Annotated in this window: 27 protein-coding genes; 10 read left to right on the forward strand and 17 right to left on the reverse strand. The window is 61.7% G+C overall.

The window, feature by feature from the left end:
* Window positions 1–10: 10 nt before the first annotated feature.
* From AB4O12_RS13195 to AB4O12_RS13210, 4 genes are all read right to left on the reverse strand, one after another.
* On the reverse strand, window positions 11–514 hold the full coding sequence (locus tag AB4O12_RS13195) for a universal stress protein (protein WP_016770874.1): 504 nt from the start codon (window positions 512–514) through the stop codon (window positions 11–13).
* Between the two features lie 97 nt (window positions 515–611).
* Window positions 612–1,517 (reverse strand): 5'-nucleotidase, encoded by a 906-nt coding sequence (locus AB4O12_RS13200; protein WP_024013777.1) that lies wholly within the window; start codon window positions 1,515–1,517, stop codon window positions 612–614.
* Between the two features lie 23 nt (window positions 1,518–1,540).
* Entirely contained in the window at window positions 1,541–2,497 is a 957-nt protein-coding gene (locus tag AB4O12_RS13205) for a putative 2-dehydropantoate 2-reductase (protein WP_460062294.1), read from the reverse strand.
* A complete protein-coding gene (locus AB4O12_RS13210) occupies window positions 2,494–2,880 on the reverse strand; it encodes a thioredoxin family protein (protein ID WP_041478405.1) in 387 nt (128 codons plus the stop codon). Before AB4O12_RS13210 ends, AB4O12_RS13205 begins: the two co-directional genes overlap by 4 nt.
* On the opposite strand from AB4O12_RS13210, the gene AB4O12_RS13215 reads away from it, so the two are divergent.
* Window positions 2,879–3,322 carry a PilZ domain-containing protein gene (locus AB4O12_RS13215; protein ID WP_150637752.1) on the forward strand — a complete coding sequence of 148 codons (444 nt, stop codon included), beginning with the start codon at window positions 2,879–2,881 and terminating at the stop codon, window positions 3,320–3,322. The two genes, AB4O12_RS13210 and AB4O12_RS13215, sit on opposite strands and share 2 nt — an antisense overlap.
* Window positions 3,323–3,451: 129 nt before the next feature.
* Window positions 3,452–4,528 (forward strand): 3-deoxy-7-phosphoheptulonate synthase, encoded by a 1,077-nt coding sequence (locus AB4O12_RS13220; RefSeq protein WP_016770878.1) that lies wholly within the window; start codon window positions 3,452–3,454, stop codon window positions 4,526–4,528.
* A gap of 60 nt (window positions 4,529–4,588) precedes the next feature.
* Here AB4O12_RS13220 and AB4O12_RS13225 read toward each other — a convergent pair whose 3' ends face one another.
* Window positions 4,589–4,870 (reverse strand): GNAT family N-acetyltransferase, encoded by a 282-nt coding sequence (locus tag AB4O12_RS13225; protein WP_016770879.1) that lies wholly within the window; start codon window positions 4,868–4,870, stop codon window positions 4,589–4,591.
* A gap of 639 nt (window positions 4,871–5,509) precedes the next feature.
* Here AB4O12_RS13225 and oprI point away from each other — a divergent pair.
* Window positions 5,510–5,761: an outer membrane lipoprotei OprI gene (gene oprI, locus AB4O12_RS13230; RefSeq protein ID WP_003183784.1), complete on the forward strand. Its 252-nt coding sequence runs from the start codon at window positions 5,510–5,512 to the stop codon at window positions 5,759–5,761.
* A gap of 126 nt (window positions 5,762–5,887) precedes the next feature.
* Here the strand turns inward: oprI and AB4O12_RS13235 are convergent, their stop codons facing one another.
* The 3 genes from AB4O12_RS13235 to AB4O12_RS13245 all read right to left on the reverse strand — a co-directional run bounded on the left by AB4O12_RS13235 (window position 5,888) and on the right by AB4O12_RS13245 (window position 8,010).
* The gene (locus tag AB4O12_RS13235) at window positions 5,888–6,859 is read right to left on the reverse strand and encodes a L,D-transpeptidase family protein (protein WP_024013783.1); all 972 of its coding nucleotides are present in this window, start codon (window positions 6,857–6,859) and stop codon (window positions 5,888–5,890) included.
* Window positions 6,860–7,053: 194 nt separating this feature from the next.
* Window positions 7,054–7,347, reverse strand: a complete 294-nt coding sequence (locus AB4O12_RS13240; RefSeq protein WP_016770881.1) for a hypothetical protein — start codon at window positions 7,345–7,347, stop codon at window positions 7,054–7,056.
* Window positions 7,348–7,404: 57 nt separating this feature from the next.
* Window positions 7,405–8,010, reverse strand: a complete 606-nt coding sequence (locus AB4O12_RS13245) for an arylesterase (protein WP_460062300.1) — start codon at window positions 8,008–8,010, stop codon at window positions 7,405–7,407.
* Window positions 8,011–8,020: 10 nt separating this feature from the next.
* On the opposite strand from AB4O12_RS13245, the gene AB4O12_RS13250 reads away from it, so the two are divergent.
* The 3 genes from AB4O12_RS13250 to greB are packed head-to-tail and all read left to right on the forward strand — an operon-like array spanning window position 8,021 to window position 11,740.
* Window positions 8,021–8,704 carry an ABC transporter ATP-binding protein gene (locus tag AB4O12_RS13250; RefSeq protein WP_016770883.1) on the forward strand — a complete coding sequence of 228 codons (684 nt, stop codon included), beginning with the start codon at window positions 8,021–8,023 and terminating at the stop codon, window positions 8,702–8,704.
* Window positions 8,704–11,208, forward strand: a complete 2,505-nt coding sequence (locus tag AB4O12_RS13255; RefSeq protein ID WP_460062302.1) for an ABC transporter permease — start codon at window positions 8,704–8,706, stop codon at window positions 11,206–11,208. Before AB4O12_RS13250 ends, AB4O12_RS13255 begins: the two co-directional genes overlap by 1 nt.
* A 34-nt stretch (window positions 11,209–11,242) precedes the next feature.
* The gene (greB, locus tag AB4O12_RS13260; protein WP_071173132.1) at window positions 11,243–11,740 is read left to right on the forward strand and encodes a transcription elongation factor GreB; all 498 of its coding nucleotides are present in this window, start codon (window positions 11,243–11,245) and stop codon (window positions 11,738–11,740) included.
* 6 nt (window positions 11,741–11,746) lie between these two features.
* Here the strand turns inward: greB and AB4O12_RS13265 are convergent, their stop codons facing one another.
* The 3 genes from AB4O12_RS13265 to AB4O12_RS13275 form a co-directional block, all read right to left on the reverse strand.
* Window positions 11,747–12,055 carry a class I SAM-dependent methyltransferase gene (locus AB4O12_RS13265; RefSeq protein ID WP_423521639.1) on the reverse strand — a complete coding sequence of 103 codons (309 nt, stop codon included), beginning with the start codon at window positions 12,053–12,055 and terminating at the stop codon, window positions 11,747–11,749.
* Between the two features lie 248 nt (window positions 12,056–12,303).
* Window positions 12,304–12,738: a DoxX family protein gene (locus tag AB4O12_RS13270; protein ID WP_016770887.1), complete on the reverse strand. Its 435-nt coding sequence runs from the start codon at window positions 12,736–12,738 to the stop codon at window positions 12,304–12,306.
* Between the two features lie 113 nt (window positions 12,739–12,851).
* A complete protein-coding gene (locus tag AB4O12_RS13275; RefSeq protein WP_122507529.1) occupies window positions 12,852–14,273 on the reverse strand; it encodes an MltF family protein in 1,422 nt (473 codons plus the stop codon).
* Between the two features lie 234 nt (window positions 14,274–14,507).
* Here AB4O12_RS13275 and AB4O12_RS13280 point away from each other — a divergent pair, with 234 nt between their 5' ends.
* From AB4O12_RS13280 to AB4O12_RS13290, 3 genes are all read left to right on the forward strand, one after another.
* Window positions 14,508–15,314, forward strand: coding sequence for a TatD family hydrolase (locus tag AB4O12_RS13280; RefSeq protein WP_460062307.1), 807 nt, complete (start codon window positions 14,508–14,510; stop codon window positions 15,312–15,314).
* 207 nt (window positions 15,315–15,521) lie between these two features.
* On the forward strand, window positions 15,522–17,003 hold the full coding sequence (locus AB4O12_RS13285) for a methyl-accepting chemotaxis protein (RefSeq protein ID WP_460062309.1): 1,482 nt from the start codon (window positions 15,522–15,524) through the stop codon (window positions 17,001–17,003).
* 203 nt (window positions 17,004–17,206) lie between these two features.
* Window positions 17,207–17,572, forward strand: a complete 366-nt coding sequence (locus tag AB4O12_RS13290) for a DUF962 domain-containing protein (RefSeq protein ID WP_460062312.1) — start codon at window positions 17,207–17,209, stop codon at window positions 17,570–17,572.
* A gap of 1 nt (window position 17,573) precedes the next feature.
* On the opposite strand, the gene AB4O12_RS13295 is transcribed toward AB4O12_RS13290, so the two are convergent.
* From AB4O12_RS13295 to AB4O12_RS13305, 3 genes are all read right to left on the reverse strand, one after another.
* Window positions 17,574–18,368 carry an acyl-CoA thioesterase gene (locus AB4O12_RS13295; RefSeq protein ID WP_460062314.1) on the reverse strand — a complete coding sequence of 265 codons (795 nt, stop codon included), beginning with the start codon at window positions 18,366–18,368 and terminating at the stop codon, window positions 17,574–17,576.
* A 236-nt stretch (window positions 18,369–18,604) separates the two neighbouring features.
* Window positions 18,605–19,366, reverse strand: a complete 762-nt coding sequence (locus AB4O12_RS13300) for a CHAD domain-containing protein (RefSeq protein WP_460062316.1) — start codon at window positions 19,364–19,366, stop codon at window positions 18,605–18,607.
* A gap of 103 nt (window positions 19,367–19,469) precedes the next feature.
* A complete protein-coding gene (locus tag AB4O12_RS13305) occupies window positions 19,470–19,748 on the reverse strand; it encodes a hypothetical protein (RefSeq protein ID WP_016770894.1) in 279 nt (92 codons plus the stop codon).
* Window positions 19,749–19,962: 214 nt separating this feature from the next.
* Between AB4O12_RS13305 and AB4O12_RS13310 the strand changes: the two genes are divergently transcribed.
* The gene (locus AB4O12_RS13310; RefSeq protein WP_076563739.1) at window positions 19,963–21,000 is read left to right on the forward strand and encodes a patatin-like phospholipase family protein; all 1,038 of its coding nucleotides are present in this window, start codon (window positions 19,963–19,965) and stop codon (window positions 20,998–21,000) included.
* Between the two features lie 124 nt (window positions 21,001–21,124).
* On the opposite strand, the gene AB4O12_RS13315 is transcribed toward AB4O12_RS13310, so the two are convergent.
* The 3 genes from AB4O12_RS13315 to kdpC form a co-directional block, all read right to left on the reverse strand.
* Complete coding sequence (locus tag AB4O12_RS13315) at window positions 21,125–21,823, reverse strand: response regulator (protein ID WP_071173139.1); 699 nt, start codon at window positions 21,821–21,823, stop codon at window positions 21,125–21,127.
* Window positions 21,824–21,871: 48 nt separating this feature from the next.
* Window positions 21,872–24,523 carry a DUF4118 domain-containing protein gene (locus AB4O12_RS13320; RefSeq protein WP_460062320.1) on the reverse strand — a complete coding sequence of 884 codons (2,652 nt, stop codon included), beginning with the start codon at window positions 24,521–24,523 and terminating at the stop codon, window positions 21,872–21,874.
* A 132-nt stretch (window positions 24,524–24,655) separates the two neighbouring features.
* Window positions 24,656–25,201, reverse strand: coding sequence for a potassium-transporting ATPase subunit KdpC (kdpC, locus tag AB4O12_RS13325; protein ID WP_460062322.1), 546 nt, complete (start codon window positions 25,199–25,201; stop codon window positions 24,656–24,658).
* Between the last annotated feature and the right edge of the window lie 148 nt (window positions 25,202–25,349).

The following is a 25,349-nucleotide window of genomic DNA, read 5'->3' on the forward strand; positions in this document are numbered from 1 at the left end:
TATTCCTGCTTCAGCGATCCTCACGCCGCCGGCGTTCCATCAGCGGCACCAGATAGACCGGCACCTTGGCCAATTGCAGGACCCGCGCCGCCGTGCGCCCCAACGGTGTTTCCGCACCGACACCATGGCTGTGACTGCCGACGATCAGCAGATCGACCGAGAGCTTGTGCACCTGGTCGAGAATCACCTGCGACGGGTCGCCCTGCAGCACGCGCACCGCGCGAATGCGTTGCAGATCCTGTTCGCCGTCGTCCCCCAGTTCTTCACGAAAGCTGTCGAGCACCCGTTGTTCGATATTGGCGATGACTGTTTTCAGACCCTGACTATGGAATTCGTTCAATGCCTGTTCGTCGAGATAGCTTTGCAGCACTGACTCGGCGAACAGGCCCATGGGTTCCACCGCGTGTACTACATAAAGATCGGCATTGAAGGTGCGCGCCAAGGCCAGGGCATGCTGCATCACGAACGGTGCGTACAGACCGAGGTCGGTGGCATACAGCATTGAGCGAATCATGGGACCTCCTCGCGAGCCAACGATGGCGGAGATTGATTCAGCTTAGCAGTGCCTTGGCGAGTACGACGTGCGACGCAACGTCCTGAATGAAAAGGCTCTAGATCGGCGGTTCGTTGCTGATGCCGTGGGGCACGTGGCCGGTGGCGACCACTTCGCGAGCCAGCTCGCAATGACCGGTCTGGTCATCGAAGAACACGTCAGCGGCGAAGGCTTCGAGGAACGCCGATTTTGTCAGGCCACCGAGAAACAGCGACTCATCGAGACGGATATCCCATTCCCGCAAGGTGCGAATCACCCGCTCATGGGCCGGCGCCGAACGCGCAGTCACCAGCGCGGTGCGGATCGGGCAATCGTCATCGGGAAACTCGCGCTGCAACAGATTGAGCGCTGCCAGAAAGCCCTTGAACGGCCCACCGCGCAAAGGCTCGCGTGCCGATTCGCGTTCCTTGGCCTGAAACGCTTCCAGGCCGCCGGACTGATAAACGCGCTCGGACTCGTCCGAGAAGATCACCGCGTCACCGTCGAAGGCGATACGCAATTCATCACTGGCCGCACGGCTCGCGCCACCGGACAGAATCGTGGCGGCGGCGAACCCGGCGTCCAGCGCGGCACGCACGTCTTCGGCGTGAGTCGAGAGAAACAGGTCGCAGCCAAACGCTTTCAGATAAGGGTACGGACTGCGCCCACCGACGAACGCCGCACGAGAAATCGCCAGGCCGTAATGATGAATCGAATTGAACACGCGCAGCCCGGTGTCGGCGCTGTTACGGGAAACCAGAATCACCTCGACCCGCGCGCGACCGAGGCGGCTGTTCAGGCTCAGGAGTTTTTCCACCAGCGGGAACGCATCGCCCGGCGCGAGGATTTCGTCCTCGTGCTCGATCTGATATTGCCGATAGGCTTCGACGCCGCTCGACAGGTAGACCTTGTGGCTTTCGCTCAGGTCGAACAAGGCGCGCGAGGAAATCGCCAGCACCAGTTTGTCATCGATGTTATTGGCCATGCCTTCCCCCCAAAACAACCGACTCAGGTATTGCGTCGGTCGATAAAACCCAAATGGCGATACAGCGCCTCGATGCGCGGCAACTCGCAGCCCGCCGCTTTCGCCGCCGCCAGTGGCCGGGCGTAAATCGCCTCCAGCTCCAGCGGGCGTTTGTGTGCAAAGTCGTGGTACATGCTCGGCCAGTAATCGGGCATTTTTTCCGTCATGGTGAACAGGTACTCGGCATAGCCGGGCGGGATCTCGTATCCACAGGCCTTGGCGCCCAGCACCACTTCCGCCATCAGTGCCTGAATCGACACGCGGCTGTCAGCATCAGCCATCAGCGCTTCGGTTCCCGCGCCGAGCAACACCGAAAGGCCGTTATAGGGAATATTCCACACCAGTTTCTGCCAGCGCGCCTGATGCAGGTTGGCCATCGCCTGCGAGTCGATGCCGGCGGCACGGAACAGTCCGGCGCCCTCCTCGACGATCGCCATGCGCGCTACTTCATCAATGGCCGAGCCGCTGTGATAACCGACATTCACCGCGCCAAGGGCCTGATGGGTAATCTGCCCCGGCCCCTCGCGGTGCACGCAGATCAGGCACAGACCACCGAGCAGATGCAGCGAATCCGGCAACAGTGGCCGCAGGCTGTCTTCGACATCCAGACCGTTCTGCAGCAACAGCACCTTGGCGTCAGGCTTAGCGGCCTGAATGATCGCCGGGGCCAGACCGGCGTTGCTGGTGGTCTTGGTGCCGACCAGCAGCCAGTCACAGGGTGGCATGTCTTCGGCAGCGGAATAGGCATTGGCCGGATTCAGCGTCAACGGCCCGTGCACCGCACTGTTGATCTGCAAACCGCGCTCAGCCACCGCCGAGAATTCGCTGCGCAACAAAAAGTGCACGTCGAAACCGGCACGCGCCAGCATCACCCCGTAGAATCCGCCGATTGCACCGGTGCCGATAATCCCCACCACCGGTTTGCTGACTGTCTCGCTCATGGCAACTCCTCTGCAATTCGACTCAGCGATTGCGCCACCGCCTGGTTGAGTTGATCAACCGTCAGGCGAGTGTGCACTGCGCCAAAGAACTCGCCGTCGCGCACCACAAACAGCGCCGGCAAATGAAACACCTGATAACGCTCGACCAGCCCGCCATTGTCGCCGGCGTCAATCCAGCACAGCCGATCGATAGCCAGCGGCAATCCCGGCAACACCTCGCGGGCATAACGACAACTGGCACAGCCGACGCTGGTGAAGATCACCAGAGAAACCCCGCGCATCGCCAGCAGCCGCTGGTCGGCGTCGAAGTCGGTCAGCTCGGATTCGACCACTATACTGGGGGAAACAATGTCAGATGGCCGACACAGGGAGTCTGTGCTCATGGGACGTTTCATTCCTCATCCGGACGAAGTGCCGGTTGAATTGACGTTACTCAAGCCTGAATGCATTTCCAGACAACAGCTGCACACTATCAGCCTCGGCGGCATCGCTTGCAATTACCACCGCGCCTGGCGCCACGGCACTGCACTGCAAGTACGCATGCCGACGCTGAATGCCGACTTCTGTTGCCCGGGCTACGTGGCCTGGTGTCTGCGCCGTAAAAAAGGCTATCTGGTGGGCATCGCCTTCACTGACGAACAGACCCTGTTCAGCGCGCGAATGGGTGAGCAGGTGTGTCAGATCGAACGCTATTCGCGCATGCAGGAAAGCCACGACGATCTGCAGGATAGTCAGGCGCTGGCCCTGCAATGGGTCGAGGAGCATGCCGAAGAGTTCTCCCACGACAACTTGCGCAAGGCTTTCGCGCAGCCAGCGCTGGACTAAAGCACGGTTTGCCCATTGTCGAGCCGCCTCTGACGCGCTAAGGTTCGGCTCCCCCGACGCGCTAAATCTGCTGTGCTCCGCCGCGCGGGGATCGCTGGCGGCCGGCACCCGTGACCTGACGAGTAAACGATGGCTGATTTACCGATCAACGACCTAAACGTCGCCTCTAACGAGACCCTGATCACTCCCGATCAGCTCAAGCGTGATATCCCCCTGAGCGACGCCGCCCTGCGCACCGTCACCAAGGGCCGCGAAGTCATTCGCAACATTCTCGATGGCACCGACCACCGTCTGTTCGTCGTGATCGGCCCGTGCTCGATTCACGACATCAAGGCTGCCCACGAATACGCCGATCGCCTCAAGGTGCTGGCCGAGGAAGTCTCCGACACGCTGTATCTGGTCATGCGTGTGTATTTCGAGAAGCCGCGTACCACCGTCGGCTGGAAAGGTCTGATCAACGATCCGTATCTGGACGACTCGTTCAAGATCCAGGACGGTCTGCACATCGGTCGTCAGTTACTGCTCGACTTGGCCGAGAAAGGCCTGCCGACCGCGACCGAAGCCCTCGACCCGATCTCCCCGCAGTATCTGCAGGATCTGATCAGTTGGTCGGCCATCGGCGCGCGTACCACCGAATCGCAGACTCACCGCGAAATGGCTTCCGGCCTGTCCTCGGCGGTCGGCTTCAAGAACGGCACCGACGGCGGCCTGACCGTGGCGATCAACGCCTTGCAGTCGGTGTCCAGCCCGCACCGTTTCCTCGGCATCAACCAGGAAGGTGGCGTGTCGATCGTCACCACCAAAGGCAACGCCTACGGTCACGTGGTGCTGCGCGGCGGTAATGGCAAGCCGAACTATGATTCGGTCAGCGTAGCCCTGTGCGAGCAGGCGCTGAACAAGGCGAAGATCAAGCCGAACATCATGGTCGACTGCAGCCACGCCAACTCCAACAAGGACCCGGCCCTGCAACCGCTGGTGATGGAGAACGTCGCCAACCAGATTCTTGAAGGCAACCAGTCGATCATCGGCCTGATGGTTGAAAGCCACCTGAACTGGGGCTGCCAGGCGATTCCAAAGGATCTCGCCGACCTGCAATACGGCGTGTCGATCACCGATGCCTGCATCGATTGGTCCGCCACCGAAAACACCTTGCGCAGCATGCACGCCAAGCTCAAGGACGTATTGCCGAAGCGTCAGCGCACGTAAGCTGCGTTTTGCGGGCATAAAAAAACGCCGGGCATTGCCCGGCGTTTTTGTGTGTGCGGTTCAGATCTTCGCGGCGCGACGCTGATGGCGTTCCATATAGCGCTCGACGTAGGAGCATGACGGGATCACCGTGTAGCCCATTTCTTCGGCGTATTGCAGCGCGCGTTCAGTCAGCGCTGCGGCAATGCCACGGCCGCGCAGGGCGTTGGGCACGAAGGTACGATAGATATCCAGGGTCTGCTTGCCCAGATCCATGTAGGTCAGGTAAGCACGATGACCGTCCACAGTGGTCTCGAATTGATGACCAGCCTGGTCATGGTGGATGGACAACGCCTCGCTCATCACTACTCCTCGCGGGTCTTGAATTGTGACCCCTACCTTACCGATGTTTTTCCGGCGAAGGAACATCTACGCCACCCCGTGCCTGATGGACACTGAGAAGAGCCACACCGATCTCGCGCAATCTGACACCTGCTGAATAGTAGGCACCATTGGCGAAAATGCTCAAGGTACGCTCGTCATCGGATGGTTTGCGTGCATTGGCATCGATGGTCGCAGGTTCGGCCGCAAGACAATCTTTGCGTGCCGTTTGCCTGAACATTGCCGGAATGTTGAGACTTAAGACGTGCGACCTTTTTTAAAGTCACCTGTACATCAACAAAGATACGCGAAGCGCTTCGCAGAACCTGAACAAAAGTGTGGACGAATTCATTTAGAAAGACTTTAGCCGAAGTCGCAAAAACAGCGCGCGAGCGCGGGAACTTTTCCCGTTTGAGTCGCTCACGCCGGGGCTTGCAGCTGGATATTTTTTATACAGCGCAGTTAAAAGTTGCTCGAAAAAGAATCAACGCCTACAATTTTTTTTGCTTCTTGCGCTACGTCAGTTTACTTACTACAAGTAATGGGTAGTATGTACGCCGGCTATTTCCTCAATCGTGAGGAGACAGCTACTTAATTTGAAAGTCCTTGAAGGGGAACACGATGAACAACGTTCTGAAATTCTCTGCTCTGGCTCTGGCCGCAGTTCTGGCTACCGGTTGCAGCAGCGCATCGAAAGAAACCGAAGCACGTCTGACCGCTACTGAAGACGCAGCTGCTCGCTCCCAGGCTCGTGCAGACGAAGCTTACCGTAAAGCTGATGAAGCTCTGGCTGCTGCTCAAAAAGCACAACAGACTGCTGACGAAGCTAACGAGCGTGCTCTGCGCATGCTGGAAAAAGCTAGCCGCAAGTAATAATCCCTCGGGATTGTTATCGAGCCGATCCGGTTTTCCGGGTCGGCTTTTTTGTGCCCGGTGCTTTTCTCCGTGCAATAAAAAACCCGCCGACGCTGCTCGCATCGGCGGGTTTTCAATCAGAGCTTATTGCTGCAGGTCGATCGGTGCACTGCTCACCATTGGCGCCGAGGTATTCGGCACGGCGATCTCTACCGGCAGGCCGTCTTCGGCGGCGACCACATCACGCACCACATCCCAGTTCATGCGCAGGTTGCTGGTGATGTCCTCACGCTTGAGCATCGCGTTGATTACCGCGGTGTGCTTGTCGACCACCGACGGGTTGCCCTTGTCGTCGAGCGGCGTGTGCGCTTCCAGATAGACCTTGCCGCCACTGCGACCGAACTTGTACGGGTCGTTGATGATGCGCACCGAGGTGCCGACCGGGACCATGCCGGCCATCTCCAGCACGTTGTTGTTGAACATGCGGAAGCAGCCGTGGCTGGTGCGCATGCCGATGCCGAACTTCTTGTTCGAACCGTGGATCAGGTAGCCCGGCGTGCCGAGGGTGAACTTGAACGGACCCAGCGGGTTATCAGGACCGGCCGGCACCACATTGGGCAGCGGATCACCGTCAGCGGCGTGTTCGGCCTTGATCGAAGCCGGAGGCGTCCACGTCGGGTTCGGTGTCTTGGCGATGATCGAGGTGTGCGCGATCGGCGAGCCCCAGCCTTCCCGGCCGATACCCAGCGGGAAGGTGTACACCACGTCGCGGCCTTTCGGGTAGTAATAGAGACGGTATTCGGCGAGGTTGATGACTATGCCTTCACGCGGGCCCGGCGGCAGGATGAAACGCGTCGGCAGGACGATCTCGGTACCGGCGCCCGGCAGCCAGGCATCGATGCCCGGGTTGGCCGCAACCATTTCCGAATAACCCAGATCGTAGGTGGTACCCAGGTCGGCGAAGGTGTCTTCGTACTTGGCTTTGATCACCTGCACCTGGCCGACGATGTCTTCGCCGGGTGGTGGCAGGGGAAGCTCCAATGCAGCAACGGGGCCGGCCACACACAGGGCGGCAAGTGACAGGCAGCGGGTGACGGCAGGAAAGCGCGGCAACATCCGGAAAATCCTTCGCATGATCATCAAGGGTATAAGGACGCGATTGTACACCGCGGCTTGGGGATTCGGGAGACACGCCGATAGACCGTGTCGCGCCCTGAAAGATCGCAGCCTCGTTGCACTCGTCAGCTCCTACATTTGCAACGCATTCCCTGTAGGAGCTGACGAATGCAACGAGGCTGCGATCTTTGATCTTAAAGTTCGAATCGAAGCTCGGGCCAGATCGGCGACGTACCGCGCTTCTGCGATTCGAGAATCGCCCGGCACAGCGAGCACAGACGCTGATCCTGGAACACCCGGCGATCAACATTCGACCAGCGCGGTTGCGCTGGCAGCAGCGTGCCGCACAGCGTGCGATCGGCAGAGCCACCGAGTTCCAGCTGACGCGTCACCAGATGCACCCGCACTTCCTGGCAGGCGAACAGATCCAGCTGCTCGTCAGGCTCGATCAGTTGGTAGGCAAACAGGGACCAGGCAGGACGCGGCATCGGGGGCTCCAAATTAGGGGGCGCCACATTAGCCGAAAGCCTGCCTCTAGAAAAGCCTCATAACAGCGGTTTTAGCGTCGGCCAGACATTTTCCAGCAACTTGCCCTGAGCCCCGGCCGCCGGGTGCAGACCGTCGGCCTGCATCAACTCCGGATGCCCACCGACACCTTCGAGAAAAAACGGCACCAACGGGATGTTTTTCTCTTCGCCGAGCTTGCCGTAAACCTCGGCGAACGAATCGGTGTAGCGCTTGCCATAATTGGGTGGCAACTGCATGCCGAGCAGCAGCACTTTCGCGCCGCTCTGCCGCGAGCTGTCGATCATCGAGGCAAGATTTTGTTGCAATTGCGTTGGCGGCATCCCGCGCAGGCCGTCGTTGCCACCCAACTCGAGGATTACCAGCTCAGGCTTATGCTCTGCAAGCAGCGCCGGCAGCCGCGCCAGGCCTCCGGCACTGGTGTCGCCACTGATCGAGGCGTTGACCACTTTATCGTCGAAACCCTCTTGTTTGAGGCGCTGCTCGAGCAGCGACACCCACCCCAGACGGGTATCCAGGCCGAAACCGGCGCTGATACTATCGCCAACGATCAGGACAGTACCCGCCGCTGCGTTCTGGGCCATGCACATCAAGGCCAGGCCAGCACTCAAAAACCATACACGCATCGGATTCTCCATGGGCGCAAGCATTCTCACCGCGAAGAACCTCAGCAAAGTGGTCCCTAGCGCGGAAGGTGAACTGACTATCCTGCACGAACTCAGCCTGGAACTGAACAAGGGCGACAGCCTGGCCATCGTCGGCGCGTCCGGTTCCGGCAAATCCACCCTCCTCGGCCTGCTCGCCGGACTCGACCTGCCGAGCAGCGGCGAAGTCACTCTCGCCGGCCAGGGCCTGAGCAATCTCGACGAAGACCAGCGCGCGCGAATCCGCGCCGAGCACGTCGGGTTTGTCTTCCAGTCGTTCCAGTTGCTCGACAGCCTCAATGCGCTGGAGAACGTCATGTTGCCGCTTGAACTCGATGGCCGCAAAGATGCCCGCGAGCGCGCCACGCAATTGCTTCAGCGCGTCGGCCTCGGTCAGCGCCTGACCCACTCGCCGCGCCAGCTCTCCGGTGGTGAACAGCAACGCGTGGCCATCGCCCGCGCCTTCGCTGCCGAACCGGACGTGCTGTTCGCCGACGAGCCGACCGGCAACCTCGACAGCCACACCGGCGAGCGCATCAGCGACTTGCTGTTCGAATTGAACAAGGAACGCGGCACCACCCTGGTGCTGGTGACCCACGACGAACGCCTGGCCCATCGCTGCCGGCGCCTGATCCGTCTTGAAGCCGGGCTGCTGGTCGCCCCTCTGGAGCCTTGATGGCACGTCTGCCGCTGTTGCGTCTGTTCAGCCTTGCCCTGCGCCAGCTCATGCGCGATGCCCGCGCCGGTGAGCTGCGCGTGTTGTTCTTTGCGCTGGTGGTGGCCGTCGCGGCAAGCACCGCGATCGGCTATTTCGGCGCCCGACTCAATGGCGCAATGATGCTGCGCGCTACCGAGTTTCTCGGTGCCGATCTGGTCCTTGAAGGCAGCTCGCCGGCCCGCGATGAGCAAATCCGCAGCGGCACCGAACTGCGCCTGAATCATGCGCAAGTGGTGGAGTTCTCCAGCGTCATCGCCACCGACAATGGCATTCAGTTATCCAGCATCAAAGCCGTCGACCGCGCGTATCCTCTGCGCGGCGAGCTGAAAAGCGCGCCCGCGCCATTTGCCAATGAAGAAGTCGGCGGCGAACCGCAACCCGGTGAAGCCTGGGTCGAGGCACGTCTGTTGACCGCGCTGGATCTGAAGATCGGCGACAGCATCGACGTCGGCATGAAGACGCTCAAGCTGACCCGCGTGCTGACCTACGAGCCGGATCGCGCCGGCAACTTCTACAGCCTGACGCCACGGGTGTTGATCAATCTTGAGGACCTCGCCGCCACCGGCGTGGTGCAACCGGGCAGCCGGGTGAGTTATCGCGAACTGTGGCGCGGCGAACCGCAGGCGCTGGAAACTTATCGCGAGCTGATCAAACCGGGCCTCGCTGCAAACCAGCGAATCCAGGATGCCCGTGACGGTAACCGGCAGATTGGCGGTGCGCTGGGCAAGGCCGAGCGCTATCTGAACATGGCCAGTCTGGTCGCGGTGTTGTTGGCTGGCGTGGCCGTGGCGCTGTCGGCCAATCGTTTCGCCAGTCGCCGTTTCGACGCCAGTGCCTTGCTGCGCTGCCTCGGCTTGTCACGCCGGGAAACCATGGTGCTGTTCAGCCTGCAACTGACCGTGCTCGGCCTGATTGCCGCCATAAGCGGCGCCCTGCTCGGCTGGCTGGCGCAACTGGGTCTGTTCGCGTTGCTGCATGATTTGCTGCCAAGTGACGTACCGCCGGGCGGCCTGTTTCCGGCGATGGCCGGGATTGGCACCGGGCTGGTGGCGCTGGCCGGTTTTGCCTTGCCGCCTTTGGCTGCACTGGGTCGCGTGCCGCCGCTGCGGGTGTTGCGCCGCGACATGCTGCCGATCCCCTCGAGCACATGGATAGTGTACGGCGCGGCGTTGGGTGCGCTGGGCCTGATCATGTGGCGTCTGAGTCTGGATCTGCTGCTGACCTTCGCCCTGCTTGGCGGTGGCGTAGTCGCCGCGCTGGTGCTGGGCGGCCTGCTGTTGTTGCTGCTGCAAAGCCTGCGCCGCATGCTGGCCCGCGCCTCGTTGCCTTGGCGTCTGGGCCTTGGCCAGTTGTTGCGGCATCCATTGGCGGCGGCCGGGCAGTCGCTGGCGTTCGGTCTGATCCTGTTGTCGATGGCGCTGATCGCACTGCTGCGCGGCGAACTGCTCGACACCTGGCAGAACCAGCTACCGAAAAACGCGCCGAACTATTTCGCGCTGAATATCCTCCCGGCGGACAAACAGGCTTTCGCCGATCACCTGATCAAGGTGTCCGCGCAAGCGGCGCCGTTGTATCCGGTGGTACCGGGTCGGTTGATCAGCATCAATGGCGAAGCGGTACAACAGATCGTCAGCAAGGACTCGGCCGGTGACCGCGCCATTCAGCGTGACCTGAGCCTGACCTGGGCGGCGGATCTGCCGGCCGGCAACAAGCTCACCGCCGGCTCGTGGTGGAGCGGCCAGCCGTCCGATGATGTGCCGGGGGTCTCGGTGGAAGGCAAGGTTGCCGAAAGCCTGAAACTCAAACTCGGCGATCACATGGTATTCAGTGTTGGCGGGGTCAATCGCGAAGCGAAAGTCACCAGCCTGCGCGAGATCAATTGGGACAACTTCCAGCCGAACTTCTTCATGATCTTCCAGCCTGGCACCCTGAAGGATCTGCCGGCGACCTATCTGACCAGTTTCTATCTGGCTCCGGGGCATGATCAGCAGATCGTCGAGTTGTCGCGGACCTTCCCGGCGGTGACCATCCTGCAGGTCGAGGCCTTGCTCGAACAGCTACGCAGCATCCTCGCCCAGGTCACCCTGGCGGTGGAATATGTGTTGTTGTTTGTTCTGGCTGCGGGGATGGCGGTGCTGTTCTCCGGCCTGCAAGCGACGCTGGATGAACGCATCCGCCAGGGTGCGCTGTTGCGCGCGCTGGGCGCCGAGCGGCAGTTGCTGATCAAGGCGCGGCGTATCGAGTTCGGTTTGTTGGGTGCGGTCAGCGGTCTGCTCGCGGCGATCGGTTCGGAGGTGGTCAGTCTGGTGCTGTACCGCTTCGCCTTCGATCTGCCATGGCATCCGCATCCATGGCTGCTGGTGCTGCCGCTGATTGGCGCCGCGCTGATTGGTGGCGCCGGTGTGTTCGGCACGCGTCGCGCTCTGAATGCGAGCCCGCTGACAGTGTTGCGCGAGGGTTGATAGACTCAAACGGTCTTAATCACAAGAAGTCGCCATGAGCCGTTATCGCCCTCCCCGCACCGCTGGCACCGCGCTGATCACCCCCGAGGGTGAAGCGCGGATGCGCGCCGAATTCCATGAGTTGTGGCATGTGCGTCGCCCGCAGGTCACCCAGGCGGTGAGTGAAGCGGCGGCGCAGGGTGATCGTTCGGAAAACGCCGAATACACCTACGGCAAGAAGATGCTGCGCGAAATCGACAGTCGCGTGCGTTTTCTCACCAAACGCCTGGAAGCGCTCAAGGTAGTCAGCGAAAAACCCAGCGACCCGAACAAAGTCTATTTCGGCGCTTGGGTAACCATCGAAGACGAGGACGGCAAGCAGTCGCGCTACCGCATTGTCGGCCCCGATGAACTGGACCTCAAACAGGGTTTGATCAGCATCGACTCGCCGCTCGCCCGCGCGCTGATCGGCAAGGCACTCGACGCAGAAGTGCGGGTGCAGACGCCGACCGGCGAGCAGTTCGTTTACATCGTTGCGATTGAATACCCGTAAGACTGATCAGAGCCGAGTGATCAGGCCCTGCCGCGCTACGCGGGTCAGTTGCTTGATCATGTCCGGCGCATCTTCTGCGCTCGGCGCCTGAATCACCGCCAGATCGAAGCTGTCCGTAGCAAAACGCGCCAGCGACTCGCCGTCATCGACAAACTGGATCAGGAACGCGGCAGGACCGCCGCTGCGACGTGGCCAGCCATCGAGATAACGCAACAGCGTCGGCTGGTGTTTGCCGCCAAGAAGGATTTTCGGGTTGCGCTGGGTGACATGTGCCGTGATCGGCGCGGGACGTGCTGGAGGGCGTAGTGCGTTCATCGTGTCGTGTCTCTGCCTCAAAAGTCTGCATGGCAGGTGAGAGGCAACACCGAACCAGCGCTTTAGCGGTATTTCGAAGCCCTGTTCCGGCTTCTGACGGTAACTGTAGAAGTCACCTGGCGCCCCGCAAGTAGCTGTTTAAATCGGCGCATGGGCAACATCCTAGAGAACGTGACCGATCAGTGTCAAGAATCGCCAGCAACAAAAAAGGCCCGCGCAATGCGGGCCTTTGCCTTGAGCCAGAGCCTTCAACCGGCGATGGCGCGATCCGCCGAGAGCTTGCCGGCGCCTTCGATGAGGACCGCAATGCTGCCGGCCAACAAAGCCAGGGCGAACTCGTAACCGTTGTTGGCCATGAACAGACCGTTACCGATGTGCACCGAGAAGATCGCCACCAGCGAGAGGAACGCCAGACCGAGTGCCGCCGGGCGTGCCAGCAGGCCGATGATCAGCGCCAGACCGGCGAAGAACTCGGTACCGCCAGCCAGCGAGGCCATCAGATAGCCGGGGGTCAGGCCGATGCTTTCCATCCATTGCGCAGTGCCGGCCAGGCCGTAACCACCGAACAGACCAAAGAGTTTCTGCGAACCGTGGGCGGCGAAGATCACGCCGACAGCAATGCGCAGGACAGTCAGGCCGTAACCGGCGCGGGTGAACAGAACCTTGTTGATCAGAGAGCTCATGGTGCATTCCTTGTTGTGCAGAAGTGTTTGTGTGTTTGGGTTGGTCGCTATATTAATCAGTTTATTTCATGTTTAAAGCGCAAAAATTTCGCCATAACAATCGAATTGTTAGATTATTTCCGTGTGACCACTTTCTGCTGCCGGGGCTCGAGCGACTCTCGCTCCCGGTCGAATGCCAGGTAATACTTGTTCACGCTATTAACATAGCTGACGGCGCCCATCCCCACCTGCTCCATGGCAATGCGCTCGACCTGGAAGAACCACTGGTTGGGATTGAGGCCACGGCGGCGGGCTTCCGCGCGCATGCCCTGCACGCGCTCGGGGCCGATGTTGTAAGCGGCGAGGGTGAAGGCCATGCGCTCACGCTCGTTGAGTTTCGGGCTGCTGAAGAACTTGCGGCGGATCATCGCCAGGTACTTGGCGCCGGCCTGCACATTCGCATCGAGATTCTGGATATTGCTCACGCCGACCCGCTGCGCGGCGGACGGGGTGATCTGCATCAGCCCGGTCGGGCCGCTGCCGCTGCGAGCGTTGGGCTGCAGACGCGATTCCTTGAACGCCAGCGCCGCCAGGTTAAGCCAGTCCATGTTCTGCGCATCGGCGTGCTTCTGCAGGGTCGGACGGAGTTTTTCCAGACGCTGGCGATCGGCTTTGGCCAGCGGGTTGTGCACCTGGTACAAGCGTCGATAGATGCGCAGGAACGCCGCGTCTTCGTCCGACGGTCTCTTGTAACCGGTGAGGAAGCGATCGATGCTCGCGCGCAACATCGACGCATCGCGACGCACGAACCAATGTTCTTCGCCCGGCTCGCCGAGGCTCAGCTGCCGATCGAGACGCAGCTTCGGCAGGATCTTGCCCCAACGCTCGGCAATCGGTTGCTCGACAATGGTCAGGTGGAAAATCCCGCCCTGAACCATCTCCAGCACATCTTCGACCGCCAGCGTCGGATCGACCCACTCGATATTGATCGGCGCCAGTTTGTGCAGCGCCAGTTTCTGGTTGAGCTGGCTGACCACCTCCCCCGCCGCACTGCCGGTGGGCAAGGCCAGGGTCTTGCCGGACAGTTGCTCGACCTTGGTGTAACGGCGCTGGCCCTTGATCCCGACCAGCACCAACGGCACGTTGCTGGCAATCGGCTCACTGCTGGCGACCGCGTAGCCAGAAGGCAGATCGAGCAATTCACCGGGCGCGACCATGTCGCCTTCGCCGCGCTGCAAAGCGCCGAGCAATTGATCCTTGGCTTTGGGAATGATCTTGAGGGTGACTTCCTGGCCGTCACGAGCATGGCCATTGAGGTATTGCTCGAACGCGCGCAATCGGTGGTACTCGACACCGATGGCCTGGCCCTGGACCTCGCCGGAGCTGTTGCGGCTCTGATTGACTAACACCCGCAACACGCGGCTGCTGCGAATTTCGGAGAGGTCGCGAACCTTGCTCGCCGGCACGGCTTGCAGCGGCCCGGGCAGGCGCGCGACCGCCGTCATCGGCAGCAGCAACGCAGCACACAACAGCAGCAGAACCGAGGGACGATGCATCCACTCTCCGAAAAGAATACGGGGCGATTCGTCGCAAAAAAGACGACATCACCGACGAAAACAGAGCGCTTTGCGCGCTGATAAAGTGCGAGAGACTGGCACAGTGATGGCATCGTCGCCACCCCGGAGTCCTTCGCGGCCTCAACAGACAGCCATAAGTCGTTGTAGTTCTTGGCTTTTCTTATAAATCTACAGCTCTGATATGCTTTCCGGCCTTCGGCCCGAGGTAGCACCATGCAACTCATCGATATCGGCGTCAACCTGACCAACCCCAGTTTCGCCGACAAACACCAGGCCGTGCTCGACCGTGCCTATGCCGCCGGCGTCTGCCAACTGGTACTGACCGGCACCAGCGTCGAGGGTAGCGAGCAGGCGCTGGAACTGTGCCGGCAACTGGATGAAAGCGGCCAACGGCTGTTCGCCACGGCCGGTATTCACCCCCATTCGGCTAGCGACTGGAATGCTGACAGCGCGCGTCGCCTGCGCAGTCTGTTGAACGAATCCAGCGTCGTCGCGGTGGGCGAATGCGGGCTGGATTTCAACCGCGACTTCTCCCCGCGCGCGCAACAGGAAAAGGTTCTCGAAGAACATCTGGCGCTGGCCGTCGAACTGCAATTGCCGGTGTTCCTGCACGAGCGTGATGCCAGCCAGCGGCTGCTGGAGATCCTCAAAGACTTCCGCGATCAACTGCCGGCGGCGGTGGTGCACTGCTTCACTGGCGAGCAAAAGGCTTTGTTCAGCTACCTCGATCTGGATCTGCACATCGGCATCACCGGCTGGATCTGCGACGAACGCCGGGGCACGCATCTGCATCCGCTGGTCAAAGAGATCAAAGCGGGACGGCTGATGCTGGAAAGCGACGCGCCGTATCTGCTGCCGCGCACGTTGCGGCCGAAGCCGAAAAACGGTCGCAACGAACCGGCGTATCTGACCGAAGTGCTGCGCGAGGTGGCGTTGCATCGCGGCGAGACTGAGGAAGCGCTGGCCGCACATACCACCGCGTGTGCCCGGGCGTTTTTTAATCTTCCCATTCTCACCTGACTGCACACTTCCCCTGTGGGAGCGAGCCTGCTCGCGAAGGCGGTGGATCAGCTACAAATGGGCTGAAGGACGCAGCGCTTTCGCGAGCAGGCTCGCTCCCACAATAGATCTCGGCATCTGTTGATTCATATCAAAACTCCCGAATCTGCATAGCGGCACAATAATGGCACCTTGCCAAAACTGTTTCCGCTATCAGAGAAGACCTCCATGGGTGCCTGGCTTAGCAACATCTCGCTGAAATACAAATTCTGGGCGGTCAACGCGGTCGCCTTTGTCACCACCCTGCTGCTCGTACTGTACGCCGTACATCTCGAACAGCAGGCCCGCAGCCACGCCGCGCAGGCATCCGCACAAGCGCAGGCGCAGTTGCTCAAGGCCTGGCCGCTCGGGCAACCGTTGCCCAAGTCCGCCCAAGTGCTGACATTCAAGCGCAGTGAAGCGCCGCGTCTCAATGATCAACCGCTGCTGGAAATCACCGGCAGCAACGGCTGGAACGCCATCAATGAAATGCCGCTGTTTGGCGAGAATCCGTTGATCGGCGCCGAAGTGTTCAGCCGTGCCGACGGCGAGCAAGTGGCGGTCATCGCCTATGCCCCGAGCCTGAGCCAGGTGTTCAGCGAGCGTTTCGCCAACTATGCGCTGGCGGTATTCATCCTGATGCTGGCGATGCTCGGCGCCTCGCAACTGTTGATCCGCTTTCTGCTCAGCCAGCTCAACACGTTGAAAGACGTGATGCTGCACGTTGAAAAAACCGGCGACCTCTCCGCTCGCGTGCCGCTGGTGGGCAGGGACGAAGTCGGGCAGATGGCCAATGCCTTCAACGCCATGCAGGCCGGTTATCAACGCGTCGTGACCACCGTTGCCAGCACCGCGCGACAACTGGATGACGGTGCAGCGCGGCTGGCCTCGAGCATGAACGACGTGCGCCACGGCATGCTCGGCCAACAAAGCGAAACCGACCAGGCTGCCACCGCGATCAACGAAATGACCGCCACCGTTTATCACATCGCGCAACACGCCGGCGCCACACGCGATCTGTCGAAAACCGCCGATGGCCTCGCCGGCAGCGGTCAGCAGGTGGTGGCGCGGGTGCAGCAATCGATTGCCGGGTTGTCCAACGGCGTGCAGCAGACGGCAGAAATGATTCAACGCCTGGCCGAGGACAGCCAGAAGATCAACGGCGTGGTCAGCGTGATTCACAGCATTGCCGAACAGACCAATCTGCTCGCGCTGAATGCGGCGATCGAAGCGGCCCGCGCCGGGGAGATGGGTCGCGGCTTTGCCGTGGTCGCCGATGAAGTGCGCAATCTCGCCAAGCGCGTGCAGGCTTCCACCGACGAGATCACCGGCATGATCGCCGCATTGCAGGCCGGCACCCGCGATGCGGTGGATTTCATGCAGGAGAGTTCGTACAAGGCCGACGACTGCGTGCAGCAGGCCCAAGAGGCTGGCGCGGCGCTGGCGGAAATCACCGGGGCAGTGGCGCAGATGCGCGAAAGCAACACGCAGATTGCCGTGGCGGCGGAACAGCAGAGTCAGGTTGCCGAGGAGATGAATCGCGCGGTGGTGAGTATTCGTGACGTGACCGAGAACACCGTGCAGCAGACGGTGGATTCGGTGACGACCAGTAATGAGCTGGCGGCGCTGGCCGGGGCGCTTAACAAGGCGATAGGCCAGTTGAAATTGTGAATCCGCTTTCGCGAGCAGGCTCGCTCCCACATGCGCCATAGAATCAATGTGGGAGCGAGCCTGCTCGCGAAGGCGTCAGAGGCACCTACATCGAATCCTGCGATGACGGCTATCACTTCAATAGCCAACCTTGATTCGCCGCCCTCCGCGCCCGGGCCTATTCTTCAACCATGAAGTTCAACATGGATCGAGGAGTAGCAAACATGGGCAAACGTCACCCCAACCTTCCCGCGTGGCAATGGCGCGCCTACCCGGGCAGTCATCAGCATCCGACCAATCTGGTCCTGCACCTGATTGCCGTGCCGCTGTTTATCGTGGCGTTTCTGCTGATCGTGTCGGGGGTGTTCAGCCTGAGTCTGGCCAGCGTCGCCATCGGCGTGATCGGTATCATCGCGGCGCTGGGTCTGCAGCGCCACGGTCACCGCCTGGAGGCGCAAGCCTCCGAGCCGTTCAGTGATCGCAAAGATGCCGTGTCACGTTTGCTGGTCGAGCAGTTTCTGACCTTTCCGCGGTTCTTCCTCAGCGGTGGCTGGTGGCGCGCCTGGCGTGAGCGCCACCGTCGGCATTGAGTCAGGCGAAGATCGTCACGGTCTGCCGACTCATGGCAATCAACTCTCCCTTCGCACTCCACAGCTTCGCGGCGACATGGCCGTAACCGTCGGCCGCGTGTTCGATATCGGCCAGGTATTGGCACCAGTCCAGCGTGCTCAAGTCGTGTAACGGCTGCACGAATTCGATGGTCCAGGTCAGCGTGCTACCCGGCGCCGGTTTCTTCAGATACGGCAACAGCGCCGGCGGCCAGGCATCCACCAGCGCCAGCAGATGCGCCTCGTTGACCGGCTCCTCTTTGACATCCCCACGCAACCGCACCCAGCCGCCCATCAAGCGCGAGGCCGTGCCGGAGAACGGAATGCCGCCGACGCTCCAGCGCATCGCCAGATGGCGCATGAATTCCGGGGTCACGCCTTTGATGTAGGGCAGCTCTTGGCATTCGTCCCAGTGTTTCATGATAGGCGCCGGGTAGGCTTCGACGGCGACTTCCGAGGGCCGCGAGGCACCGAAGCTGCCCTGAATGATCGTCACCACCTGACCATTCTGCATGGCGCGGCCCAACACCTGGCTGACGGCTTTGCCTTCACGCAGCACATCGACTTCGAAACTCACCGGCACTTCCGGCTCGACCGGGCCGACAAAGGTAATCGCCAGCGAACGCACCGGGCGCTCCGTCGGCACCCCGGCGCGCATGGCTTCAAATTGCAGCGCGGCCACCAGTCCGCCAAAACTGGCGCGGCCCTGCCCCCATTCGGCGGGGATGATTACTTCAGGTTGTTGGCGGACAGCATCGAGCAGATCGCAAAAGCGCATGGCAACCTCGGAAAACGAGAAAGGAATGCGCGGATCTTACCCAGCCCCGGGCGGCGGCGCAGCGTCTATTCCGGTCAAATGGGCTGACAGATAGGCCTTGGCCCGATTCCTTCAAGCGACAAATCACCTTGTGGGAGCGAGCCTGCTCGCGAAAGCGGTCGATCAGTCGACAACGATTGCGACTGACACGGCCTCTTCGCGAGCAGGCTCGCTCCCACAGGGGAACGGAGTCATCCTCAGGAACGTTTGAAACAGGTCGCGCTGAGCTTTTCCAGCACTTGATCGGCCTTCAGCTCTGCCTTGATCAACCCGGCCTGCCAGGTGGCCACGCACGGTTGCAGATCAGCCTCCTGCTCGGCACGCGCCAGCCATTGCCAGCAATCGTGCCAGTCGCCCAGTGCGCCTTGCGCGGATTTCAGGCGTTTGTAGGCCGGCTTCGGCAAGCGATCGAGCTCGGGATAGGCTTCGATGCCATAGCGCACGCGTTTGATCAGCAGGCGCAGGCGATGGCGGTCATGGGCGGGATCGTGCAGCGCATCGTCGAGTTTCTGCCATTGTTTGCCCAGGCGTTTTTCAATGCGTTTACCCAGATCTTTGAGCAAGCCCTGGCGCTCGGACGCGCGCAGAAACCGTGGAAATGCGTCGAGAATCATCAGCAACGAAGCCAGTTCCGCACTCGCCGCCAGCGCCGGATACGCTTCGGCCATTTGCGCCAGACGCCGCTGCGCAGCCTCGGGCTGATCATGCTCGAGCAGATACGCCGCGAGCACTTCGCGATCACGCCACGGTGTGGTCAACTCGCCCACCGCAGACGCCGCCGCCTCCAGTTGCTCGACACCCGGCAACCCTCGCAACGGCCGCAACAGACTGCGCAAGCGCCGCACCGTAGTGCGCAAATCATGCAACGCCTCTGGATCAGTCCGCGCAGTCAAGCGCGCCTGACATGCCAGCAGCCGCACATCCAGGCTCAACACATGAGCCACCAAGCGATCGATCATGGGGTCTACTCCGTAGACGGCTGCAAGCTTCTAGCTACAAGCTTCAAGCTGAATGCTTTTGCTTCAAAGCTTGTGGCTTGCAGCTAGAAACTTGCAGCTGCTGTTAACGTCCTGCGCGGGATTCGCGAATGTAGAAGCGGGCTTTCTCGGCTTTCTTGCTGCAGCCTTCAAAGCCTTCGAATTGTTGCTGGGTCTTGGCGGCGGTCAGCAGCGACAGCGCTTTGGAATAGCTGACGGTGCCGGCGAAGCCTTCGGCCTTGGCCAGGTCCAGTTCGTGCCAGGCCGCGTCGAGTTGGCTGCCGCAGCTGTCGCGGTACGCGGTTTTGCCGGCGCAACCGGCCAGAACCAGAGCCATCAACGGTACACAGATCCAGGCTTTCATCACTCACACCTCAAGGTAGGTCAACAGTCGTGCAGGTAAGACGGTCAAGCGGTGAAAAAGTGCCTCGCTGATCGGTCAAACCACGTGGCGCAGAGCATAGCGCGCAAGCGTGCGCCGCGAACGAAAAACGACGTCACCGCTTCGCGCAACGACCTTGGCGATTGAGCCGCTTGGCCGATGCGTGCATTGTGCAGGCTTGTCCGGAGGAAGTTTGATGAAAAAGCGTGTCGCACTGGTACTGGGCTCCGGTGGCGCCCGGGGCTATGCCCATATCGGCGTTATCGAAGAAATTGAAAGACGCGGCTACGACATCGCCTGCATTGCCGGTTGTTCGATGGGCGCGGTGGTCGGCGGGATCTATGCCGCCGGCAAACTGGATGAGTACCGCCGCTGGATCGAAAGCCTTGATTACCTCGACGTGCTGCGTCTGGTCGATGTGAGTTTCCGTCTCGGCGCGATTCGCGGCGAAAAGGTCTTCGGGCAGATTCGCAAGATCGTCGGCGAGATCAACATCGAAGACCTGCGCATTCCCTACACCGCCGTCGCCGCCGACCTGACCAATCAGCAGGAAATCTGGTTTCAGGAAGGCTGCCTGCATCAGGCCATGCGCGCCTCGGCGGCGATTCCCAGCCTGTTTACCCCGGTGATGCAGGGCAACCGCATGCTGGTCGACGGCGGCATTCTCAATCCGTTGCCGATCGTTCCGGTGGTGTCGAGCCATTGCGACCTGATCATCGCGGTCAACCTCAACGCCACCAATCAGCGCCAGTACAAGTTGCCGGTGATCGAGCGGCCGGCGGCGTTCCGTTCGCGCTTCGACAGTCTGATCAAATCCATGGGTTCGAAGTTGCCGTTCCGGCGTAAACAGGCCGAGCAATTGTTGAAGCTGGAACAGGAAGCCTTGCGCGCCGAGGCGGCGGAGATCAATCCGTGGCTCGAGGGCGTCGAACCGGAAAGCCAGCAACCGGCGGCCGCCCCGGAACGCGAAGGCGCACCGAAATCCGCTACCGGTTCGTTCATCATCGATAACGTCGGGCCGGCGTCGCTGCTGGATCTGATCAACCAGAGTTTCGAGGTGATGCAGACCTCACTGGCGCAGTACAAGATTGCCGGGTATCCGCCGGATATCCTGATCAACGTGCCGAAGCGGGTGTGCCGGTTTTTCGAGTTCTACAAGGCGCCGGAGTTGATCGCGCTGGGCAGACAGATTGCCAGTGATACGCTGGATCGGTATGAGCAGGAGCAGGGTTGAAATCCTGAAAGTCCTTCAGTGTTTATTCTTGCCTCTTCGCGAGCAAGCTCGCTCCCACAGAGGAATGCATTCCAAATGTGGGAGCGAGCTTGCTCGCGAAAGCGCCGGATCGGCCACTACAAAGCTACAGGCCGTTCTCACTCAACAACCGATACCCAACCCCCGCCTCAGTCACGATAAACCGTGGCCGGGTCGGGTCATCCGCCAGTTTCTGCCGCAGATGCCCGACCACGATGCGCAGGTAATGACTGTCCTCGGTGTGCGTCGGCCCCCAGATATCCTTGAGCAACTGCTGCTGGGTGATCACCCGCCCCGGATGCCGCGCCAGTTGCGCGAGCACCGCATACTCCTTGCGGGTCAGGGCGACTTCGGCACCGTCGAGCAGCACGCGCCGATAGGCCAGATCCACGGTCAGAGGGCCGAAACTCAGCGCCGCTGGCTGCGCCTCCCCCGCCGGGGCCTGACGCAACAACGCGCGGACTCGGGCGAGAAATTCCTGAATGCCGAACGGCTTGGTCACGTAGTCATTGGCGCCGCCATCCAGCGCTTCGACCTTCTGCCCTTCACTGGCACGCACCGACAGCACCAGCACCGGCGTGGTCGCCCACTCGCGCAGTTCGCGCAGGACCTGCTGACCGTCCATGTCCGGCAGGCCGAGGTCGAGCACCACCAGGTCCGGTTTGCTCAGCGCGGCTTGTGCCAGGCCTTCAGCGCCGGTGCCGGCTTCAAGCACTTTGTAGCCTTGTGAGGCGAGGCTGATGCGCAGGAATTTGCGGATCTGCGGTTCGTCATCGATGACCAAAATGGTCGCGGTCTGGCTCATGAATTCACATCAACACAATAGATTGGCAAGAGAGTAGCGCAGTCGACTTCAAGCTTCACCGTCCATCCCCGGTTGCGCCTGCAACGGCAGGTGCAAGGTGATGCAGGTGCCGCGCCCGTCGATGCCGTCAGCCACGGAAATACGCCCGCCGTGCGCGCCGACCATGCCCTGACAGATCGCCAGCCCCAGCCCCGTGCCCTGCCCGCCGCGATCACCGCGCGCGGCGGTGTAGAACATGTCGAAAATCTTCGCTCGGTCCTCTTCAGGGATCCCCGGGCCTTCGTCGCTGACCGCAAAGAAAATCTGCTGCTCATCGGCGCCGGCGCGCAGTTGCAGGCGACCGTGGCTGGGCGAAAATCGCGCGGCGTTTTCCAGCACATTGACCAGCGCCTGCTCGATCAACGCCGCGTGCACATAGAGCAACGGCAGCTCGGCCGGCACTTCGGTGCTGACCTGCAGCGGCGCCAGCACGGCGCGCAGGCGGTTGAGTGAACTGCCGACGATATCGGCCGGTGACACCCAGTCGCGCGCCAGCTTCAAGGCGCCGTGGCCGAGGCGGGTCATGTCGAGCAGGTTCTGGATGTAGCGGTCGAGGCGTTCGGCCTCGTCGCGGGTGCCTTCGAGCAGCTCGCGGCGATCCTCCAGCGGGATCGCTTCACCAAGGGCCAGCAGGCTGTCGATGCTGCCGCGCATGGCCGTCAGCGGCGTGCGCAAATCGTGGGACACCGAGGCCAGCAAGGCGCTGCGTAACTGTTCGGTTTCGCCGTGCAGACGCGCCGCTTCGAGGTCATCGGCCAATTGCGCACGAGCCAAGGCTTGCGCCAGCGGCTGACTCAGCGCAGTGAGCAAGCGCCGGCGCTGACCGCTCAAGCTCTGGCCTTCCTTGGCGCAAACACCAAGCAGCGCCAGCGGCCCGTCCTCGACCGACAACGGCCACCACCACCAACGTCCCAGCGGCAAGGTGCCGGTGCCCTTGCCCGCCGGTTGATCGTGTTGCCAGGCCCAATCGGCGGCGGCGCGTTCGGCCTCGGTGAATTGCAGCGGCCCGCCGGTTTCGACTTTCCAGCCGCCCTGCCCGTCGCGGTTGAGCAAGCACAATTGCACATCGCTCCAGCCTTCGAGGTGTTGCGCGGCAGCGCTGATCACGGCTTGGCGATCCGTCGCGGCGGTGAGTTTGCGCGACAGGTCGAGCAGCTCGCTGGTCTCTTCCTGGGTATCGCGCAAAGCTTGCAACTGCCGCCGCTGACGCGCCGCGAGGTTGCCGGTGAGTGCCGCCATCAACAGGAAGAACAGCAGCGTCAGCACGTCTTCTTCGCGCTGAATGCTTAAGGAGAAATTCGGCGGGATGAATAGAAAATCGTAGGTCAGAAACGACAGCGCCGCACAGGCCAGCGCCGGGCCGAGGCTACTGCGCACCGCCACCAGCAACACCGCCGCGAGAAAAACCAGCGAGATGTTCGGCAGCGGCAACACACTCGACACCGCCCAGGCCAGGGCCGTGGCCAACAACGTCGCGACCAGCGCCAGCGCGTAGTCGAACCACACCAGCGTGACTGAATTGCGCGGGCGCGGTTGGCGCTGCTCGTGGTCACTGTCGAGCACGTTGATTTCCAGACCGTGCGCCTGACGCAACAGGCGCGCCGCCAGGCCACCGCCGAACAGGCGACGGCGCAAGCGTGGCCGCGACTGGCCGACCAGCAACAGACTGGCGCGGCGTTCGGCGGCGTGTTGAATCAGGGTTTTCGCCACTTCGCCGGCCCGCAACAGCACCACTTCGCCACCGAGGCGTTCGGCCAGTTGCTGGGCGCTTTGCAAACGCAAACGCGATTGCTCATCCCGCGCACTGCCGTTGTCGACATGCACCAGACTCCACGGCAGATGCCGGCGCTGGGCGACGCGGCTGGCGTGACGCACCAGCCGTTCGGCCTGCGCATCGCCATCGATACCGACCAGCAAACGCCCGCGTACCGCCGGCGCGGCCTGCCCGAGTTGGCGATAGCCTTGGGCGAGATCGTTGTCGACCTGCGCGGCGGCGGTCTGCATCGCCAGTTCACGCAGGGCGGTAAGGTTGGTCTGGGTGAAAAACGCGTCGATCGCAGCGCGGGCCTGTTCCGGCACGTAGACCTTGCCTTCGCGCAGACGCTCGAGCAATTCACGCGGCGGCAGGTCGATCAGCAGCAGCTCGAAGGCTTCCTGCAGGACCCAGTCCGGCAGGGTTTCGCGCACCTGTACGCCGGTGATGCCGCGCACCTGATCGTTGAGGCTTTCCAGGTGCTGGACGTTGACCGTGGTGTACACGTCGATGCCGGCGGCGAGCAGTTCCTGAATGTCTTGCCAGCGCTTGGCGTGACGACTGCCGGGGGCGTTGCTGTGGGCCAGTTCATCCACCAGCACAAGCTTCGGTTTCGCCGCGAGAATGCCGTCGAGGTCCATTTCTTCGAGCAGCACGCCACGGTATTCGCTGCGCACCAACGGCTGCTGCGGCAGGCCGCCGAGCAAGGCTTCGGTTTCGGCGCGGCCATGGGTTTCGACCACGCCGGCGAGAACCTTCACGCCTTGGCGCAGTTGCGTGTGCGCCGCCTGAAGCATGGCGTAGGTCTTGCCGACCCCGGGCGCCGCGCCGAGGAAAACCTTGAGCCGGCCACGGCCATCGCGGGGCAGGTCTGCTAACAATGCGTCGGCGCGGCCGGAGTCGCTCATGCTGGGGATGCTCTCTTTCTTCTGATGTTTATGCGGTGATTGTCAGGGCGCCTTCGCGAGCAGGCTCGCTCCCACATGGATATGCATTCCAAAGGTGGGAGCGAGCCTGCTCGCGAATGGCCGCGCCGCCGATTACAGGTTTTGCAGTGCCAGATTCAGCTCCAGCACATTCACCACCGGCGGCCCAACCAGCGGCTGTTCGATGTGCTTATCGAGCAATTGCTGCAAGGTCGACACCGGCAGGTTACGCGCTGCTGCGACACGCGCCAGTTGATAGGCAATTGCCGCCGGTGGCAAGTCCGGATCGAGGCCGCTGGCGGAGGTGGTCAGCAAGGCCAATGGCACCGGCCCCTGCCCAGCGACTTGTTGTTTTTGCGCGTCTTCGATTACGCGGGTCGCCAGGGCCGGATTGCTCGGCGCGAGGTTGCTGGCGCCGCTGGCGACCGTGGCAAAAGCCCCGGCGGACGGGCGTGGGTGGAACCAGTTGTCGCCGCTGAAATCCTGCGCAATCAGCGCCGAGCCGCGGACTTTGCCGTCGGCGTCGTGGATCAGGCTGCCATTGGCCTGACCCGGGAAAGCGACCTGGGCAATGCCGGTGACCGCGAGTGGATAGGCGACGCCGGTGATCAGGGTCATCAGCGCCAACAGGGTCAGGGCCGGGCGTATCATTGTGGACATTTCAAAATCCTCGAATTCGTTGGGCAAACTTTTGCGGGGTGTCAGGGAGATTTTTCCCCCTCACCCCAGCCCTCTCCCCCAAGGGGGCGAGGGGGAAAGGGAGCCGATCCTTGCGCTGTTCAAACCCGAGTTAGGCTCGGAATTTCAG

It is taken from the genome of Pseudomonas sp. S2_A05 (genome assembly GCF_054668485.1).

Bases quoted from the DNA above. Each gene is read 5' to 3' on its own strand.
- AB4O12_RS13195 (WP_016770874.1), bottom strand. From the start codon at position 514: ATGATTCGCTCAATGCTGTATGCCACCGACCTCGGTCTGTACGCACCG.
- AB4O12_RS13200 (WP_024013777.1), bottom strand. From the start codon at position 1,517: ATGGCCAATAACATCGATGACAAACTGGTGCTGGCGATTTCCTCGCGC.
- AB4O12_RS13205 (WP_460062294.1), bottom strand. From the start codon at position 2,497: ATGAGCGAGACAGTCAGCAAACCGGTGGTGGGGATTATCGGCACCGGT.
- AB4O12_RS13215 (WP_150637752.1), top strand. From the start codon at position 2,879: ATGGGACGTTTCATTCCTCATCCGGACGAAGTGCCGGTTGAATTGACG.
- AB4O12_RS13210 (WP_041478405.1), bottom strand. From the start codon at position 2,880: ATGAGCACAGACTCCCTGTGTCGGCCATCTGACATTGTTTCCCCCAGT.
- AB4O12_RS13220 (WP_016770878.1), top strand. From the start codon at position 3,452: ATGGCTGATTTACCGATCAACGACCTAAACGTCGCCTCTAACGAGACC.
- AB4O12_RS13225 (WP_016770879.1), bottom strand. From the start codon at position 4,870: ATGAGCGAGGCGTTGTCCATCCACCATGACCAGGCTGGTCATCAATTC.
- oprI (WP_003183784.1), top strand. From the start codon at position 5,510: ATGAACAACGTTCTGAAATTCTCTGCTCTGGCTCTGGCCGCAGTTCTG.
- AB4O12_RS13235 (WP_024013783.1), bottom strand. From the start codon at position 6,859: ATGTTGCCGCGCTTTCCTGCCGTCACCCGCTGCCTGTCACTTGCCGCC.
- AB4O12_RS13240 (WP_016770881.1), bottom strand. From the start codon at position 7,347: ATGCCGCGTCCTGCCTGGTCCCTGTTTGCCTACCAACTGATCGAGCCT.
- AB4O12_RS13245 (WP_460062300.1), bottom strand. From the start codon at position 8,010: ATGCGTGTATGGTTTTTGAGTGCTGGCCTGGCCTTGATGTGCATGGCC.
- AB4O12_RS13250 (WP_016770883.1), top strand. From the start codon at position 8,021: ATGGGCGCAAGCATTCTCACCGCGAAGAACCTCAGCAAAGTGGTCCCT.
- AB4O12_RS13255 (WP_460062302.1), top strand. From the start codon at position 8,704: ATGGCACGTCTGCCGCTGTTGCGTCTGTTCAGCCTTGCCCTGCGCCAG.
- greB (WP_071173132.1), top strand. From the start codon at position 11,243: ATGAGCCGTTATCGCCCTCCCCGCACCGCTGGCACCGCGCTGATCACC.
- AB4O12_RS13265 (WP_423521639.1), bottom strand. From the start codon at position 12,055: ATGAACGCACTACGCCCTCCAGCACGTCCCGCGCCGATCACGGCACAT.
- AB4O12_RS13270 (WP_016770887.1), bottom strand. From the start codon at position 12,738: ATGAGCTCTCTGATCAACAAGGTTCTGTTCACCCGCGCCGGTTACGGC.
- AB4O12_RS13275 (WP_122507529.1), bottom strand. From the start codon at position 14,273: ATGCATCGTCCCTCGGTTCTGCTGCTGTTGTGTGCTGCGTTGCTGCTG.
- AB4O12_RS13280 (WP_460062307.1), top strand. From the start codon at position 14,508: ATGCAACTCATCGATATCGGCGTCAACCTGACCAACCCCAGTTTCGCC.
- AB4O12_RS13285 (WP_460062309.1), top strand. From the start codon at position 15,522: ATGGGTGCCTGGCTTAGCAACATCTCGCTGAAATACAAATTCTGGGCG.
- AB4O12_RS13290 (WP_460062312.1), top strand. From the start codon at position 17,207: ATGGGCAAACGTCACCCCAACCTTCCCGCGTGGCAATGGCGCGCCTAC.
- AB4O12_RS13295 (WP_460062314.1), bottom strand. From the start codon at position 18,368: ATGCGCTTTTGCGATCTGCTCGATGCTGTCCGCCAACAACCTGAAGTA.
- AB4O12_RS13300 (WP_460062316.1), bottom strand. From the start codon at position 19,366: ATGATCGATCGCTTGGTGGCTCATGTGTTGAGCCTGGATGTGCGGCTG.
- AB4O12_RS13305 (WP_016770894.1), bottom strand. From the start codon at position 19,748: ATGAAAGCCTGGATCTGTGTACCGTTGATGGCTCTGGTTCTGGCCGGT.
- AB4O12_RS13310 (WP_076563739.1), top strand. From the start codon at position 19,963: ATGAAAAAGCGTGTCGCACTGGTACTGGGCTCCGGTGGCGCCCGGGGC.
- AB4O12_RS13315 (WP_071173139.1), bottom strand. From the start codon at position 21,823: ATGAGCCAGACCGCGACCATTTTGGTCATCGATGACGAACCGCAGATC.
- AB4O12_RS13320 (WP_460062320.1), bottom strand. From the start codon at position 24,523: ATGAGCGACTCCGGCCGCGCCGACGCATTGTTAGCAGACCTGCCCCGC.
- kdpC (WP_460062322.1), bottom strand. From the start codon at position 25,201: ATGTCCACAATGATACGCCCGGCCCTGACCCTGTTGGCGCTGATGACC.